Origin of the sequence: Paenibacillus sp. MER TA 81-3, from assembly GCF_023713585.1 — a bacterium.
GTDB lineage: Bacteria > Bacillota > Bacilli > Paenibacillales > Paenibacillaceae > Paenibacillus_B > Paenibacillus_B profundus.
Genome location: NZ_JAMAWB010000004.1, coordinates 359,929 through 376,034, shown reverse-complemented (window position 1 = coordinate 376,034; position 16,106 = coordinate 359,929). Strand labels below are relative to the sequence as shown.

The 16,106-nt window shown below is 49.2% G+C and carries 13 protein-coding genes, 1 pseudogene and 1 riboswitch; of the genes and pseudogenes, 9 read left to right on the top strand and 5 right to left on the bottom strand.

Features of this window, described 5'->3' with window-relative positions:
* Positions 1–43: 43 nt before the first annotated feature.
* Together csaA and recQ are read right to left on the bottom strand one after the other, a co-directional pair.
* Entirely contained in the window at positions 44–400 is a 357-nt protein-coding gene (gene csaA, locus M3650_RS07855; RefSeq protein WP_251573643.1) for a chaperone CsaA, read from the bottom strand.
* Complete coding sequence (gene recQ, locus M3650_RS07850) at positions 397–2,226, bottom strand: DNA helicase RecQ (protein ID WP_251573642.1); 1,830 nt, start codon at positions 2,224–2,226, stop codon at positions 397–399. Before recQ ends, csaA begins: the two co-directional genes overlap by 4 nt.
* A 277-nt stretch (positions 2,227–2,503) precedes the next feature.
* Here recQ and M3650_RS07845 point away from each other — a divergent pair, with 277 nt between their 5' ends.
* The gene (locus tag M3650_RS07845; RefSeq protein WP_251573641.1) at positions 2,504–3,427 is read left to right on the top strand and encodes an RluA family pseudouridine synthase; all 924 of its coding nucleotides are present in this window, start codon (positions 2,504–2,506) and stop codon (positions 3,425–3,427) included.
* Positions 3,428–3,465: 38 nt separating this feature from the next.
* Here M3650_RS07845 and M3650_RS07840 read toward each other — a convergent pair whose 3' ends face one another.
* Complete coding sequence (locus M3650_RS07840; RefSeq protein ID WP_251573640.1) at positions 3,466–3,759, bottom strand: hypothetical protein; 294 nt, start codon at positions 3,757–3,759, stop codon at positions 3,466–3,468.
* Between the two features lie 809 nt (positions 3,760–4,568).
* On the opposite strand from M3650_RS07840, the gene M3650_RS07835 reads away from it, so the two are divergent.
* Positions 4,569–5,444: a radical SAM/SPASM domain-containing protein gene (locus M3650_RS07835; RefSeq protein ID WP_251573639.1), complete on the top strand. Its 876-nt coding sequence runs from the start codon at positions 4,569–4,571 to the stop codon at positions 5,442–5,444.
* Between the two features lie 136 nt (positions 5,445–5,580).
* On the opposite strand, the pseudogene M3650_RS07830 reads toward M3650_RS07835, so the two are convergent.
* Positions 5,581–5,859: pseudogene (locus M3650_RS07830) on the bottom strand (cupin domain-containing protein); the annotation flags it as partial.
* Positions 5,860–6,037: 178 nt separating this feature from the next.
* A riboswitch (SAM riboswitch) is annotated at positions 6,038–6,147 on the top strand.
* 89 nt (positions 6,148–6,236) lie between these two features.
* Here M3650_RS07830 and M3650_RS07825 point away from each other — a divergent pair.
* The 7 genes from M3650_RS07825 to M3650_RS07795 all read left to right on the top strand — a co-directional run bounded on the left by M3650_RS07825 (position 6,237) and on the right by M3650_RS07795 (position 14,928).
* The gene (locus tag M3650_RS07825; RefSeq protein ID WP_251573638.1) at positions 6,237–7,274 is read left to right on the top strand and encodes a methionine ABC transporter ATP-binding protein; all 1,038 of its coding nucleotides are present in this window, start codon (positions 6,237–6,239) and stop codon (positions 7,272–7,274) included.
* Positions 7,240–7,905: a methionine ABC transporter permease gene (locus M3650_RS07820; RefSeq protein WP_019419545.1), complete on the top strand. Its 666-nt coding sequence runs from the start codon at positions 7,240–7,242 to the stop codon at positions 7,903–7,905. Before M3650_RS07825 ends, M3650_RS07820 begins: the two co-directional genes overlap by 35 nt.
* 210 nt (positions 7,906–8,115) lie before the next feature.
* Complete coding sequence (locus tag M3650_RS07815) at positions 8,116–8,964, top strand: MetQ/NlpA family ABC transporter substrate-binding protein (RefSeq protein WP_251573637.1); 849 nt, start codon at positions 8,116–8,118, stop codon at positions 8,962–8,964.
* Positions 8,965–8,969: 5 nt separating this feature from the next.
* Positions 8,970–10,061 carry an iron-containing alcohol dehydrogenase family protein gene (locus tag M3650_RS07810; protein ID WP_251573636.1) on the top strand — a complete coding sequence of 364 codons (1,092 nt, stop codon included), beginning with the start codon at positions 8,970–8,972 and terminating at the stop codon, positions 10,059–10,061.
* 402 nt (positions 10,062–10,463) lie between these two features.
* Positions 10,464–11,312, top strand: coding sequence for an ABC transporter permease subunit (locus M3650_RS07805; protein ID WP_251573635.1), 849 nt, complete (start codon positions 10,464–10,466; stop codon positions 11,310–11,312).
* Positions 11,313–11,325: 13 nt separating this feature from the next.
* Positions 11,326–12,234 (top strand): ABC transporter permease, encoded by a 909-nt coding sequence (locus tag M3650_RS07800; protein WP_251573634.1) that lies wholly within the window; start codon positions 11,326–11,328, stop codon positions 12,232–12,234.
* A 408-nt stretch (positions 12,235–12,642) separates the two neighbouring features.
* Entirely contained in the window at positions 12,643–14,928 is a 2,286-nt protein-coding gene (locus M3650_RS07795; RefSeq protein WP_251573633.1) for an NHL repeat-containing protein, read from the top strand.
* An 85-nt stretch (positions 14,929–15,013) separates the two neighbouring features.
* On the opposite strand, the gene M3650_RS07790 is transcribed toward M3650_RS07795, so the two are convergent.
* A complete protein-coding gene (locus tag M3650_RS07790; protein ID WP_251573632.1) occupies positions 15,014–16,003 on the bottom strand; it encodes a Gfo/Idh/MocA family protein in 990 nt (329 codons plus the stop codon).
* Between the last annotated feature and the right edge of the window lie 103 nt (positions 16,004–16,106).

The window sequence follows — 16,106 nt, the reverse complement described above, 5'->3', positions numbered from 1 at the left end:
GGTAGCTCCTTTCTCATCTGCACAGCCGGGACATGCCCGCCGCTTACGCAATCGGCGTTCCGTTCGGGACTTCCTCGTCCGGTCGAAGCAGGACGACATCTCCGCTGTTCGGAACTCCGCCTAGGACGAGCACCTCGGAATCAAAGCCCGCAATGCGCCGCGGCGGAAAGTTCACGATCGCCACAACCTGCCGACCGACGAGCGTGTCTGGTGTGTAACGCTCTGTAATCTGCGCGCTTGAGCGCTTCTTGCCGAGCGGTCCGAAATCAATATATAGCTTAATCGCCGGTATGCGCGCCTTCTCGAACGGCTCGGCCTCTACGATCGTGCCAACGCGCACATCCAGCTTCATGAAATCCTCAATAGATGCAAGGGTAGTTATTTCGTTATCTTCCATCATATCCATTCCTCCTGATTATCAAGCTTGGCTGCCTCTTCATCCCGTTGCTGAAAAAACGCCAAAAACGGTGAGCCGAATTGCTTCAGCTTCGCTTCACCGACCCCTTTGATGCGCAGCATGTCTGCTTCCGTGGTCGGCTGCACCTCCGCCAATTCACGCAAGGTGCTATCGTTAAATACGATATACGGCGGGACACCTGCCTTCTGGGCCAGTTCACGCCGCAGCAGCCGCAGCTGTTCAAATACCGTTTCATCCACAGCTGACGCGGTCTTCGGCTTCAACGACTTAGCTACACGCTGCGTCACTTGCCGCTGTCCCTTAAGCACCTCTGCCGCAGGCGGAAGCAGACGGACGACAGGATATTGGCCCTCGCTCAGCTGCAAATAGCCTTCGGCAATGAGCACATAGATCAGATCGGCAATGGCCTTCTCCGTCAAGTGGCGCATTTCCCCATGCGTCGACAGCTTCTCGAAGCCGTATTGAATGACTTTCTTATTGCGCGAGCCTTTCAGCACGGAAGCGACCATCGATACGCCGAACCGCTCTCGCATGCGATAGATGCAAGAGAAGATCTTCTGCGCTTCCGTCGTAATGTCGATCGACTCGCGCTCGTCCTTGCAGCTGCCGCACGTGCCGCACGGCTCTTCCCCTTCTTCTCCGAAGTAACGCAGCATGTAGTTCTGCAAGCAGCCTGTCGTGTAACAATAGTCGATCATGGACTGCAGCTTCTTATATTCGTGCGTCTTCCGTTCCGGAGACGCTTCGCTCTGTTCAATGAAAAATTTCTGCGTCAAAATATCCTGCGGATGGAACAGCAGCACGCACTCGCTCTGCTCGCCATCCCGCCCTGCACGGCCCGCCTCCTGCACATACGCTTCCATATGCTTCGGCATGTTATAGTGCAGGACATAGCGCACGTTCGACTTGTCGATGCCCATGCCGAACGCATTCGTCGCCACGATGACGCGGACGTCGTCGTACAGGAATGCCTCCTGCATGCGCACCCGCTCCTCGTCGTCCAAGCCCGCATGATAGCGGCCGGCCGCGACGCCCGCACGACGGAGCATCTCGTGCAGATCTTCCACATCCTTGCGGGTCGAAGCGTATATGATGCCCGCTTGATGCTCGCGCCTGCGCACGTAATCCAGCGCGAACGCCTTGCGCTCTTCCCCGCGCAGCACGGTAAAGGTCAGGTTGTCCCGCTTGAAACCAGTGACGACTAGCTCCGAATCTCCGAGCTCCAGAAGCCGGGTCAAATCCTCGGTCACCTCGGGCGTGGCGGTCGCCGTGAACGCCGCCATCAACGGCCGCGGTCGCCCGGCTTCCTCCAGTTCTCTCATGAACGGGGCGATGGCCCGGTAGCTTGTGCGGAAGTCGTGCCCCCATTGCGAGACGCAGTGCGCTTCATCCACGGCCACGAACGAGATAGGGAGCGTCTTGGCTCGCTCTCGGAACCATTCGCTTTCGAGCCGTTCCGGGGCCACGTAGAGCAGCTTCAAGCGCCCGTTCTGCGCCTGGCGCAAAATGCCTCCCGCTTCCCCGAGCTCTAGTGTGCTGTTGATGAAGGCCGCTTCGACACCCAAGCTATGCAGCGCATCAACCTGATCCTTCATAAGCGAAATGAGAGGGGATACGACCAGTGTCACGCCCGGCAGGAGCAGTGCGGGAAGCTGATAGCAGATCGATTTCCCGCCTCCCGTCGGCATGATGCCCACCGTATTTTTTCCTTCTATAATATATTGTATAATCCGCTTCTGTCCCGCGCGGAAGTCATCGTAGCCGTACACCCGCTTCAACGTGCTTCGCGCTTGGTCCATCGATATCATTGCAATAACTCCTTTTTTATCCCATTTTAATACAAGATTGGCTATAATTAACAAACTAACGAACGACGTCTATAATCGAAATCACATTGACCCATTATATCATGGCCTTTGTGCGCACGGTATTGAATTCCCTTGTTCACGACGGGATTCCGTGCATCCGAACGGGCTTTTTGCTATAGTAAGAACATTCGATATGCGAGGCTAGAACTGGATGGAGAAGATTTTACCGTCGTCTGCTTCTCGTGAGCTTCGTTAGCGATGTAACAGGAGGTATGACATGAAGAAGAAAGCACATCATTCACATTCCAGCCACCATTCCGCGCCTAAACGGTATACGGTCACGGAACCGATGGAATTGCTGCCCTATTTATTGACTGTAATGTCCAATATGGGACGCAACTCTGTTAAATCCATATTGGCGCGCGGACAAGTCTCCGTTAATGACCGGGTGGTGACGAAATACAATTTCCCGCTTCAGCCTGGGCACACTATCACGATTTCCAAGGATAGAATATCCGATGAGCCCCCTTTCATTGGGCTTAACATTCTACACGAAGACGAAGACATTATCGTCATTCAAAAAGAAGCCGGATTGCTCTCGATCGCTTCAGCGCAAGAGCAAGAGCTGACAGCCTATCGGCAGCTGACGACGCACGTTCGCAAAGACAATCCCAAGCATCGGATCTTTGTCGTGCACCGGCTGGATCGGGATACATCCGGAGTCATGATGTTCGCGAAGAGTGAGAAGGTGCAGCAGAAGCTGCAGCAATCGTGGAAGGATATGGTGCAGGAGCGCTCCTACATCGCGCTGGTGGAGGGATTGGTCAAGAAGCCGGAGGGTACGATTTCCTCGTGGCTGAAAGAAAGCAAAACGTTAAAAATGTATTCGAGCCCCTATCCAAATGATGGCTTGCATGCCATCACTCATTATAAGACCGTGCAATCCAATCGGAACTTCTCCTTATTGGAGGTCCATCTGGAGACAGGACGGAAAAATCAAATCCGTGTCCATATGCAGGATATCGGACATCCCATTGTAGGGGATAAAAAGTACGGAGCGAAAACAAAGCCGATTGGCCGGCTCGGACTCCATGCGCGGGTATTGGCTTTTGTGCATCCGACCACAGGAACCAACATGCGATTCGAAACTAACATCCCCAAGGCGCTGCTAAGTCCATTCCGCAACGATTCGGCCGAATGAGGGACTAACCCAGACAGCACAGGTGGTGTGCTATAAGCTCAAGCTGAAATAAGGCTTGAGTTTTTTTGTGAATTCGGTTTCGCCATCCGTGCTTCAGATTGAGCGAAGCTGAGCCTTCGATGTGCCTTTGCTTCACTCTCCCACTGGTTCAGATTGAGCGAAGCCGCAGCCTTCGATGTACCCTTTGCTTCACTCTCCCACTGGTTCAGATTGAGCGAAGCCGCAGCCTTCGATGTGCCCTTTGATTCACTCTCCCACTGATTCAGATTGAGCGAAGCTGTAGCCTTCGATGTACCCTTTGATTCACTCTCCCATTGACTCAGATTGTGCACGGAACAGTTCAGGAGCTGAAGATAATGGCTTCGTGGATGAGTTATAGGGCAATTCATGTTCTTTTTTAGTTTATCCAAGCAGTTAAGAGCGATTGAACGTTATCAATTGATTGCCTCGATAGGATTCTCCTTTTCTGAATCAAGGGGTTAGTGAGCAAAAGGATGATTTCGTCCCCTCCTCTCTTAGTAGAAAGTATGGCCTCGAATGATTGTCGGAGCAATCCGAGGGTTGAGAGATTCACAGGCAAAAAGTCAGGGCTCACTGCATACGATCATCATACATGCTCGATGGTGACAAAACCTGCATCTGCATACGGTCTGCCCTTTGTCTCATCCTCCATTGGATTTTGTCCAATGGAACAGCAGATCAAGCCTCCTTACGGCAGGCTCCATTGGAAATGATCCAATGGTTTGGCACTCATTTCGCAGCAATTGCTAAGAAACAGCCAATTCCATTGGACTAAATACAATCTGCATACCGTTTACCCGCCTAATCGACACATTCCACTGTACGTTTTCCAACGGAGCTTGCATCAACCGCGGTAACAATCTCGGAAATGACCACGGAAAACAATGCAGCCCACCTTATACAGCAGCCAACTAACCCTCCTCATGCAGCACTCCTCGTCATAGCTTGTTTCAACCATCCCCCTTGCTAATCGTTGGAACGTGTCCTATCATTTTGCCCATAGAACGAAAGCCTTCTATAAGCCTGATGTTTCTAGTACAATATAGAATCAGATGCGCAATCAGTCTATGTCGGCAACGACCTGAGTATTTACAGAAAGATATAGAATGGGGAACAAGTCTTGAAAACTTTCAAAAAGGTATATATCGAAGTTACAAGCGTATGCAATCTGGCTTGCAGCTTCTGCCCGCAAACGGCTCGCAAGGCTAATTTCATTAAGCCGGACACCTTTAACAACATATTGGATCAGATTAAACCGCATACGAATCATATTTACCTTCACGTCAAAGGCGAGCCCCTCCTTCATCCCAAAATCGATGAGTTGCTGGATGCCAGCCATGCAAAAGGGTTCAAGGTCAATATTACGACGAATGGAACACTTATTCATAAAAATAGGCATAAGCTGCTGGGGAAACCGGCGCTGCGCCAAATGAACTTCTCGCTGCACAGCTTCGACGGACATGAGGGGTCGGAAAATCGAGAGGGATACTTGGCTGATATTCTTTCTTTTGTGCGGGAAGCGGCTGAGCATAATGTCATCATATCGTTCAGGTTATGGAATTTGGACCAAGACAATGCAACAAATTCGATAAAGAGCAGAAACCGGGAAACACTGGCCATTTTAGAAAAAGAATTTAATCTGGACTACAAAATAGAAGAAAAAGTGATGCCAGGCAGCGGAGTCAAAATCGCCGACAGAATCTATTTGAATCAGGACCATGAATTTCAATGGCCGAGCCTGCAAGCTCCGGAGGATGATGGCAAAGGCTTCTGTCATGCGCTTCGGAGTCAAGCGGCCGTGCTGGTCGACGGAACGGTCGTGCCCTGCTGTCTGGATGGCGAGGGCGTCATTAATTTAGGCAATATTAACAGCACTCCTTTCTCTGAAATTGTAGAAGGTGAAAGAGCGAATAATCTGTACTTTGGATTTTCCAGAAGAGAAGCTGTAGAGGAATTATGCAGGAAGTGCGGGTATCGGCAGAGATTCGGCACATGAAGCTTATCTCGATAACATACTAGACCGCTTCAAGGGCGGCCAGAGTTTATCTGCAATAAAAAAGGCGTGCGAATTTACGAAATTTGACACGTCTTTTTTGTTTGTTGCTTATTCCATCCATTTCGTTTCCGTTTATATCATTATCAGCCTTTTCAAAACATAGGTTAACCGTTCTGCCATTCGAACGAGTGCGATGGAGCACGTTCGCATTCACTGTATATACATCACCAGGCAGCAATGTTTCCGTTCGATCTTCAAAATTTATCAATAATTCTCCCTCGACCACCAGAAAGAGCTCGTCACAATTTTCATGCTTATGCCAGTGAAAATCACCATCAATGACGGCAGCACGAACCACGTGATCATTGACTTCACCAACTACAAAATTCGCATATTGATTGATGTCCTTGGTCATTTCAAAAATGTTAACCTTTTCCGTTTTCAATCAACTCACCTCTGGTGTGTTTGTATATCCCCAACAAAAAATTATACCACGGAAAGATATCATTTCCAGTTTGAAAATAAATATTGAAAATTTTATTGACAAGCAAATCTTTCATGTGTATTATTTTCACTACAAAACTTCATATTTTACCTTATCAAGAGTGACTGAGGGAATAGGCCCTATGACGTCCGGCAACCTTACCAGTAGAGTAAACGGTGCTAAATCCTACGGAATGTATCACATTCTGAGAGATAAGTTGGTTAATTGCCAGTTCAACCTCTTTCTCTTATGAAAGAGGTTTTTTTGTATCATGAGTGTCTAGCAACAGGAATAGCGGGGTGAGAGCGATGATAGAAATTAGAAATCTAATAAAGGAGTACAGAAGCAAATCATCTACAGTAGTTGGCGTGAACAACGTTTCCTTAACGATAAACAAAGGAGAAATCTACGGTATTATCGGACGAAGCGGAGCAGGAAAAAGTTCGCTCCTGCGCTGCATCAACTTGTTGGAGGAGCCTACTTCGGGCAACATCTTCGTCGATGGAGTGGACCTGACAGCTTTAAAGGGCGAAGGCTTACGCCAAGCCCGGTTAAAGATCGGGATGATTTTTCAGCATTTCCACCTGATTCGCTCCAAGACGGTGTATGAGAACATCGCCTTTGCACTGAAGGCCAATCATAAATCAAAAGAAGAAATCGACACTCGCGTCACGGATCTGCTGGAGATGGTCGGCCTGTCCGACAAACGCAATGTGTATCCGGCCCAGCTGAGCGGCGGACAAAAACAGCGGGTAGGCATCGCCAGAGCATTGGCGAACGATCCGCATGTGCTGTTGTGTGATGAAGCGACGTCCGCTCTTGATCCCGAGACGACACAAGCGATTTTGGAGCTGTTGAAAAAAATCAATCGCGAGCTGAAGCTTACCATTGTGCTCATTACCCATGAGATGGAAGTGGTGAAAGATATATGTGATCGGATGGCCGTGATGCAAGACGGAAATGTGGTGGAGGAAGGAGCTGTCTATGATATTTTTTCCGAGCCTAAGCATCCGATGACCCAATCGTTCATTAGCAGCCTGTTCCAATTTAACCTTCCTGAACGCTTGCTCCAGCATTGCCAAGGAACGATTGTCAAAATTCACTTTGTTGCGCCGCAGGCAGAAGAAGCGATCATCACCGATGTTCTGCAGGCCTATCAGGTTAAAGGCAACATCCTGCATGGGAAAATTGAATATATCCGTGACAATCCTCTCGGTATTCTCATCTTGGAGCTCATCGGAGACGCTGTGGAAGTACAGCGGGCTATCGATTATATAAGAGAGCGTACATATCGACTGGAGGTGATCTACCATGCTGACGGATTCTCTAATCCAACTATTGCCTGACCTGAACAAAGCTTTCTTTCAGACGTTGTATATGGTAGGAATTTCGCTTTCTGCCGCCTTAATTCTGGGTCTTCCTATTGGAATTCTCTTATTTGTAACCGACAAGGGTCTGTTTCTGGAACACACGCCGACGAAAAATATATTGGGCTTTATCGTCAACATAATCCGGTCGGTCCCATTTATTATTTTGCTTGTCACCTTGCTGCCAGTAACGAAATTCATTACAGGCACCACCATCGGCCCAACGGCCGCCTCGGTATCTCTATCGGTCGCCTCGATCCCGTTTTTTGCCCGGCTGGTGGAGACGGCCTTGCGCGAGATCGACAAGGGGGTCATTGAAGCAGCTGTCTCAATTGGAGCTACGCCGTGGATGATTATAAAGGATGTGCTGCTCCCCGAGGCGAAGCCTGGCATTATTCAAGGCGTGAACATTACCGCGATCAGCCTAGTTGCCTATTCGGCGATGGCAGGCACCGTTGGCGGAGGCGGGATTGGCGACTTAGCCATTCGTTTCGGCTATTACCGCTACGATAATACCGTGATGTTCACAACGGTGGTCATCTTGGTTTGCCTAGTGCAACTGATTCAATACGGCGGAGATTACATCGCTAAGAAAGTGGATAAGCGTTAAATTAAGTGAGTGCGTGTTCGTTCACTTTTCAGCACCGAGAAGGTTGCAAGAACTCGAAGAAGAAGGCGCGGAGTGTAGGCAAGACTACATGAGCACCGGACTTCGAGAGTGAATGCAAGATTCGATGCCGAATTCCATCTTTAGGATAGCTTCGTGATCAAAAGGGAGCTTTTTACCTATTATATTACACATCATATGGAGGATTTTAACATGAAAAAAGCTGCAATCCTACTCTCTCTCATCCTGGCGATTGGTGTGCTTGCCGGATGCGGCAACAGCACGTCAACCACAACCAGCGACAAAGGCTCGAACCAAGAAGAAAGCAAAGCTTTGAAAATCGGAGCCACTGCTGGACCTTACAGTGATATGGTTACTAAAGCAATCAAGCCGATTATGGAGAAAAAAGGGTATACGGTCGAGGTAATCGAATTCGGTGATTACGTCCAGCCGAACCTAGCGTTGTCCAATGGTGATTTGAACGCAAACTTATTCCAGCATAAAATTTACATGGAAAATTTCGCAAAAGAAAATAAGCTGCAATTGTCTGAGCTCATCTCCGTTCCGACCGCACCGATGGGCATCTATTCATCGAAATTCAAATCGTTGGATGAAGTTGCAGCTGGAAGCACCGTCGCAGTTGCCAACGATCCGACGAATCTTGCACGCACATTAGGACTGCTGCAAGATGCAGGACTCCTTACCATTAAAGATGACATCGATCCGTTGCGGGTATCGGAGAAAGACGTGAAAGATAATCCGAAGCAACTCGTGCTCCAGCCGATAGAAGCAGGGCAGCTGCCGCGCGCGGCGGATAGCGTCGACCTGTCGCTCGTTCCCGGCAACTTCGCGCTGGCTGCCAAAATGAATCTGTTGGATGCTCTGAAGCTCGAAAATATGCCGGATGACTATCGCAACCGCTTGGTCGTAAATACAGCAGAGCTGGACAAGCAATTCGCGAAGGATTTGAAGGAAGCTGTAGAATCAGCTGAATTTGAACAAATTATCGATGAACAGTTCAAAGGCTTCGGCAAGCCTGAATGGATGCTGAAAAGGAAGTGACATCGATGGAACAACGAGTAATCGTCAGAGGAGCGCCTGCGCTCTATTACTGTGAAACAGGTATACTGGATAAGCTGGATTGTTTGCTGCAGCCCTACACTTACAAGCGAGTGCTCGTCGTGCATGGCGATCGCTCCTTGAAGGCAGCGAAGCCTTTTTTCCCTAAGCTGACCAAGCTTACCCTATTATATCTTCGTTACAATGGAGAGTGTACATTAGAGGAAGCCCGAAGAATTGCCCGTTATGCGCAGGCAGAGCAAGCCGATGTCATTCTCGGCGTCGGTGGCGGCAAGGTCATGGATGTGGTCAAAGCTGCCGGGAATGAGGCGCAGCTGGACACGATTCTGGTGCCAACGCTTGCCTCGAACTGTGCGGCGTGGACACCGTTAAGCGTATTCTATAATGAGCACGGACAATTCACGAACTATACTATATTTCCAAAAAGCACGCTGATGGTACTGGTCGAACCGAGAATTGCGCTGCAAGCTCCAGTCGCCTACCTTAGGGCTGGAATTGCCGATACATTGGCCAAATGGTATGAAGCCGATGTACTGATTCGGAAGCTGGAACATCCATCCATCGCCATTCAGATCGCCCACCACTCTGCCCGTCTATGTCAGTCCACTCTCTTGGAGCATGGGCGGCAAAGCATTCAAGACGCCGAGACGAAGCAATTGTCGGCAGCATTCGTGCAGGTGGTTGAAACGATTATAATGACTGGCGGAATGGTTGGAGGATTCGGCGACCATCTGGGACGCATCGCGGGAGCTCACTCGGTTCACAATGGACTTACCGTCGCTCCAGAAACGCATGTTCTGCTGCACGGCGATAAAGTAGCCTACGGCATTCTCGTACAGTTGGTATTGGAAGACAACCTGCCAGAAGTACAACGGTTGCTCCCCTTCTATCTCGGTATGAATCTCCCTTATCGTTTAACCGATCTGGGGCTGTCCAGTCAGGATACTGCAACATTGAAAAACATCGCTAGCGGCACGACGCATCCGAATGAGTCGATACACTTTATGAAGTCAGGAATTACAGCAGACGATGTGTATCAAGCGATTGTAACGCTGGAACACGCAATATCGGAGTCATAAGAGGATATATTTATCCAGCTGAGTATATACCTCGCAGAAATAACGGGGGCGGGATTACATCCTATGCCCCTTTTTCATGGCTGCACCCCATCAACTCGCTTTCCATCTATCCCATCTTCCTTGCCTTTTTCCGCAGGAAAATTTGTATTTTCCATTTTCTTTTAGCTACACATTCCATCAGCAATAGACAAAAATCCGTCAGTAATAGACAAAATCACACCTTTTTTATAACCATTGGTTAATTTTAACTATAGATTTCACTACGATTCGAGTAGAATGTTTTTAATAGACTGCCGTGAATATAAATATGATGAATATGGAGAAAAAATAGGATGGGAGGAGAACATGAGTCTTCGGTCACAGATTTTAAGATCATTATGTATCAGTATTTTTTCATTAATTATGGTCATTCTCGTTGTCTTGTTCCCGCGGGATCTGGATATCGGGATGGAACATTACAGGGTGACGGCCGAGTATAACTTCAGTTGGGGCAAATACGGCGACAATCTAAAGGGATTGGTCAATGGGCTGCTAGAGAATGGAAGTCTGGGCTTGAACAGATACGGCGAAACCGTCGAATCCGCCGTCTTGATTGCCATGTCCAAGAGCTTCGCTGTCATTATAACCGCGTTGGTGTTAAGCTTCGGTCTGGGCGTTATGAAAGGTATGATGGACTATAGGTTGTCCAGAACTAGATTTAATTTTTTGGGCAATTGGACGACATGGTTATTTCAATCGTTGCCTGACTTTTTGGTCTTGCTGTTAATACAGTGGTTTGTCATTCGCTATGTCCCGTTCATTCGCTTTTTTTCCTCGGAAGGATGGTACTCTTTTATTTTGCCATCTGTGCTGGTCTCCATTTACCCGACTATGTATATTGCAAGAATTACGAGCGCGTCCATCGCGGAACAGGAAGGAAAATTGTATATTCAAGTGGCTAAAGCGAAGGGGTTGACCCAACGCCTCATTTTTTACAAACACATGTTTTATAATAGCTTTGGGACGATATTAACACATCTGTCTTCCTTATTCGTATATATATTGTCCAATCTATTAATGGTCGAGTATTTCATGAGTTATCCGGGAGCGGCATATCGTTTGTTCAAAGCGATCGATTATAGTCCATCATTCGGCACTGGGTTCGATTACGATCCGGGCATGATTATAGGAATCTCATTTTGCTTCATGATCCTTGTGCTTATCGTCCAGCTGATAAGCCAATTTTCAAGAAGACATTTTGAGCCAAGATAAAGGGGGCTGCGAATTGAAGAAGTGCAACATTACGTTGTGGATCGGCGGATTCATGCTCGCGTTCCTTGTCTTTGTCATGTTTTTCGGACCCGATCTGCCATTTGTAGATAAAGAGCTGCAGGAAGTGAAGCATAGATGGAGCGAACAGAAGAAGCTTCTGCTGCCACCGTATGCGCCATCGAGCATCAATCCGTTGGGAAGTGACAGGAACGGCGTAGACAATCTAAGCAAGCTTATCGTTGGCACGAAAGAGACGATTCTAATCGTATTTTCTGTCGCTTTTTTGCGATATTTAATCGCGATTCCATTGGGGCTGCTCGCCCGCAAAAAAAAGGGCGTGGCCCATTTTATCGTAAACAGCTTAAATCAACTGTTTTCTTTCATGCCGTCCGTGTTTTCAGCCATCCTGCTGCTGAGCATTCCATTCATACAATACGCGAACAATCGGCTTCTATGGGTCATTTTCTTTTTGGCGATCATCGAGACCGGCCGCGTCGCTCATTTGGTGCAGGAGCAAACTAATAAAATAACGCGCGAGCCTTTTTTTGAAGCTGGAGTAGGATTGGGCTTAAGCTCATGGCGGTTATCCAAAAGCTACTATTTTCCAGCGTTGCTTCCAGAAATCGTCGTCAATTTCTGCTTGGACTTAGGTAAAGTGATGCTGCTGATCGGACAACTAGGTGTTCTAAGCATATTCCTGACCCATGACTGGGCTGAGGTCGATTACTTCACGATGAAGTTTTTGAGCACAAGCCTCAATTGGGTGTCACTGCTCGCGGAGCATCGGGCTGAAATCTATGTCAGCAAATTCTCTTTTATTTTCTATCCAGCGCTCTCCGTGGCCTTCTCCATATTAACCTTCAACATATTGGGCGAAGGTTTGAGGCGACATTTTAATAGACGCATGAATGTTTATTTATAGAAAAGAAAGCTGAACTCCTTCCCCAATAGCATGCAGAAGAGAGGGATAGCTTAATCAAGCTGCATTGAATGGAGGATATTTGTTCGATTATTCGAGCAGGTATCCTCTATTTTTATTGAGGCAGCTGCAGAAAATGGTTGTATGCAGAAACAGGCATCATTTTCAGTTTTTTTGACTTGTCTCTAACGTGTCTATATATCGGCTGCCTGTTGACACTTCTATCGAACGAGGTAAGATCTATATGAACCAGTTATATTCTAGCAAGTGTCTCAGCCCATTATTTACTGCTGCTGAATACCACGATTTGCAACCCACATGAATACCTGCAGCAGATTCGCTTCCAACCGAGCGGCCTGGAACTAATGCGTGTCTGGAATGTTGGATGAATCAGTTAGAGGAGGGAAACTCTTGACAGAGCGATGGAACACAAGAATAAGCTGGATTAGCGCCATGTTGGCGGCGATGCTGACCGTCTTGGCATTTGGCAATCCCGCGGGCGCGGCAGATACGGCCGGCGCAGCGCCTGGCGGAATACCGCCGGCAGGATCGATTGTCTTCAAAAACAAAATATTTGCCGAGCCGGTAGACTTGGGCGTTCCCGTCTTCACCGTTGCGATTAACGATGCGGTCGCAGGCATCGAGGATGGACGGCCAACGATGTATTCCACGGCGCAAGGCGATACGTCCGTGTTCAATGTGGTGGATATTCAAAGCAACAAGCTGCTGCGCTCCTTTCGACTAGAGGGCGTTCATACGTCCTGGCGCCATACAATTGCCCCGGACGGAACCGTCTATATTGCAGCCATTATGTCCGGCAGCACTAGAGGAGAATTGTGGAGCTATTCCCCCCGGACGAAGACCGTAAGCAGCTTGGGAGAGCCGCTTCCAGGCGAAAAATCAATCTGGTCCATGGTAACCGACGAGGATGGCAACGTATACGGAGGCACGTTCCAGCAAGGGAAGGTATTTAAGTATGATCCCATTGCAAAGAAGTACCATGATTACGGCCGCATGATGAAGGACCAGGAATACGTCCGCTCAATGGCTTATGACAGCGGTTACATTTTTGCAGGCATCGGCTCCACGGGAGCCATCGTCAAGCTGAACGTTCAGACCGGAGAGAAGCAGGTGATTTCCGGCCAAGTGGCAGAGCTCCTCGGCGTGGCTCCGGCAGACGTTCCGTTTGCGTATGACATGGCGATCGTGGATCGGTATTTGCTCGTGAAATTCGGCGATCCGCTCATGACCTTGTTGTTCTATGATATGGACAAAAGCGAATGGCTGCCGCACAAAGTCGGGAAAAACATTGGCGGCGTGCAAGGAGCGGGCGTGTTCTCGTTTAACCAGCTTGCAGCGAAGGATGGCAAAGTGTATGTCCCCGCCAACGGGGTCATTACAGAGATAGACTTGACTACGTTCGAGGCGCGCATGACCGCCATGAAGTATGGCACGTCCTTCCGCGGAGCCGCCTGGGTAGCGTTCAAGGATGATCCCGATTTCCCCGGCATTTCATTCGTTACGATGCTGCGTGACGGCAAGACGGCCATCTTCAATCTCGACACGGAGAAGAGCAAATATCTTCCTTCCGTCGTCAAGGGATCATCCAATCCGCTGCACAATATGGAAAACGGTCCAGACGGGAACATATATATGAGCGGATATCCCGGCGGAATCGGAGTGAGGTTCGACCCGCGAACCGACGCATTCACCACCTTCGGCTTAGGACAGGCGGAAGGCATGGTTGCCTATGGCCAAGATATATATTTTGGCATATATCCGGGAGGCCACATTCAGAACTTAGATACGGCCAAGCCGGTTCCACAAGCGCACACCGTGTTCCAAATCGGCTCTGAGCAAGATCGCCCTTACATTATGCGGGCAACGAATGACTTCATCATGATGGGGACAATTCCCGATTACGGCAAATTAGGCGGCGCATTGACTCTATATTATCCGGATACGGGAAAGAAGGAAGTATACCGGAATGTCGTCCGCAACCAGAGCATCAACGGCTTGGCATACAAGGACGGGAAAATATTCGGCTCGACCACCGTCTTTGGCGGCCTGGGGATTGCCGCGACTGAAAAAACGGCCAAAATGTTCGTGTGGGATGTCGAGAAAAAAGAAAAAATAACGGAATTCACACTGGACATCCCCGATCTAGATCGGCCTGTCATGATTAGCGGCTTGTCCATTGGCCCAGACGGCAATGTATGGGGCGGGGTCGACGGAATCTTGTTCAAGCTGGACCCGGATACGTATCGCATCCTAGACTATAAAAATATATACCCGCATGTTAAAAATTACGGCTTCTGGCGCCCCTACCACCCGCATTGGGGGCAAGACGGATTGTTATACATGGATTTAGCGGATCGCATCACCGTTATCGACCCGTACACGTGGGAATTTGTAACGTTATCCGAGGCTAACGGCAGCACATTCAAAGAAATTGCCTTTATGACGCTGGCCAAGGACGGGCAAGGCAACGAGCATATTTATTACATTGATCAAGCCAACTTGATCAAAATCCCAATTTCCAATGCAGGAGAAGATCCTAGACCCGCGATCGAAATGGAGCTGCTCGCCAAAGAGATCGGAAATCCGTTGCAGGAGCATAATCGGCATCTTGATTTGAATGGCGACGGGGTCATAGACATCCGTGACTTGGGTCTCCTTGAATTAAAGTTGGAGTAATGAACGATACATGAATCGGGGTGGTTTCAAGCGCAGCCTTGCTGCTTGAACCACCCCCTTCTCAGAATTATTAACCTGCATTTTTCTACTCGCTTATCAGAATCGGCCTGCCTGCAGCAGCCGATTCTAAAGCGGCGCAGGTCACGAGATGCGTGCGGAATGCATCGGCATAATCGGATAAAACGCGCGATGCATCTCCAGTGCGAACGGCGTGAATGAACGCCGCACTCTCAAGCGCATACGGATCGGAACCGTTCGGCCATTCGGTTGTCTGCCCTGTCTCGCTCATGCGGAGCCGCTCTGGACTCCAGTCCAGCATGCCTTCTTCCGTATAGAAGGTCAGGCCTACGCGACTCACCCCAGTAGGCAGCAGGCAAGTGTTAGAAATGTTGGCGATGAAGCCGCTGCGCAATCTGAGCGACACGGTGCCCACGTCGGCCACCTCTACCCCCAGCTCCTCTCTCCGCTGCATCCGTTGACCATACAGCGCCTGCACTTCCTCCACCTCACCGGCGCAATAACGCAGCAAATCGACGAGATGAGTCGTCTGTTCGATGAATTGGCCACCCGAACCCGCTTGCTTCCGCCACCACGCGACTTGAGGCATGCTGCCCATCCATTGGCCGACGGCCATGCCCGCGCTCTGCCGGGCCAACGCTTCCTTCAAACGGAGCGATGTCTCCATGTAACGGAAATGATAGCCGACAGAGGTTATAAGGGAACTGGACTGTATCCCTGATAAAATGTCACGTGGCACCTCCGTGCCGATGCCAAGCGGCTTCTCCACCAGAAATGGAATTTTCCGCTGTAAAAGTTGTCGTTCCACTTCCCCATGTGCCAAGGGCGGAACACAAATATAGACCGCATCCAACCGCTCTCCATCCAACATATCGGACAATTGTCCATATCCCGATGCGCTGTAGCCAGAGGCCATTTGCTGCGCTTTCTCTGTGCTTGTCCCGCAAATGGCTATCACCTGCACGCCTTCCATGCCTGACAATATTCCAGCATGTACTTTACTGAACCACCCCGTACCAATAATACCGATGCGCATGGTCTTCACCCCTCTGCTCATATAGGCCATCCCCCGCTAGCTACCGGGAATCCAATCCCCGGACGATAGGAATTTGGCTGTGTCATACTGCTCTCCCTGTCCCCTACCGTGCCTGCCTATATTG

Coding starts and splice junctions, on each gene's coding strand:
- M3650_RS07825 (WP_251573638.1), top strand. CDS start 6,237: ATGATAGAAATTAGAAATCTAATAAAGGAGTACAGAAGCAAATCATCT.
- M3650_RS07790 (WP_251573632.1), bottom strand. CDS start 16,003: ATGAGCAGAGGGGTGAAGACCATGCGCATCGGTATTATTGGTACGGGG.
- M3650_RS07810 (WP_251573636.1), top strand. CDS start 8,970: ATGGAACAACGAGTAATCGTCAGAGGAGCGCCTGCGCTCTATTACTGT.
- M3650_RS07805 (WP_251573635.1), top strand. CDS start 10,464: ATGGTCATTCTCGTTGTCTTGTTCCCGCGGGATCTGGATATCGGGATG.
- csaA (WP_251573643.1), bottom strand. CDS start 400: ATGATGGAAGATAACGAAATAACTACCCTTGCATCTATTGAGGATTTC.
- M3650_RS07820 (WP_019419545.1), top strand. CDS start 7,240: ATGCTGACGGATTCTCTAATCCAACTATTGCCTGACCTGAACAAAGCT.
- M3650_RS07815 (WP_251573637.1), top strand. CDS start 8,116: ATGAAAAAAGCTGCAATCCTACTCTCTCTCATCCTGGCGATTGGTGTG.
- recQ (WP_251573642.1), bottom strand. CDS start 2,226: ATGATATCGATGGACCAAGCGCGAAGCACGTTGAAGCGGGTGTACGGC.
- M3650_RS07845 (WP_251573641.1), top strand. CDS start 2,504: ATGAAGAAGAAAGCACATCATTCACATTCCAGCCACCATTCCGCGCCT.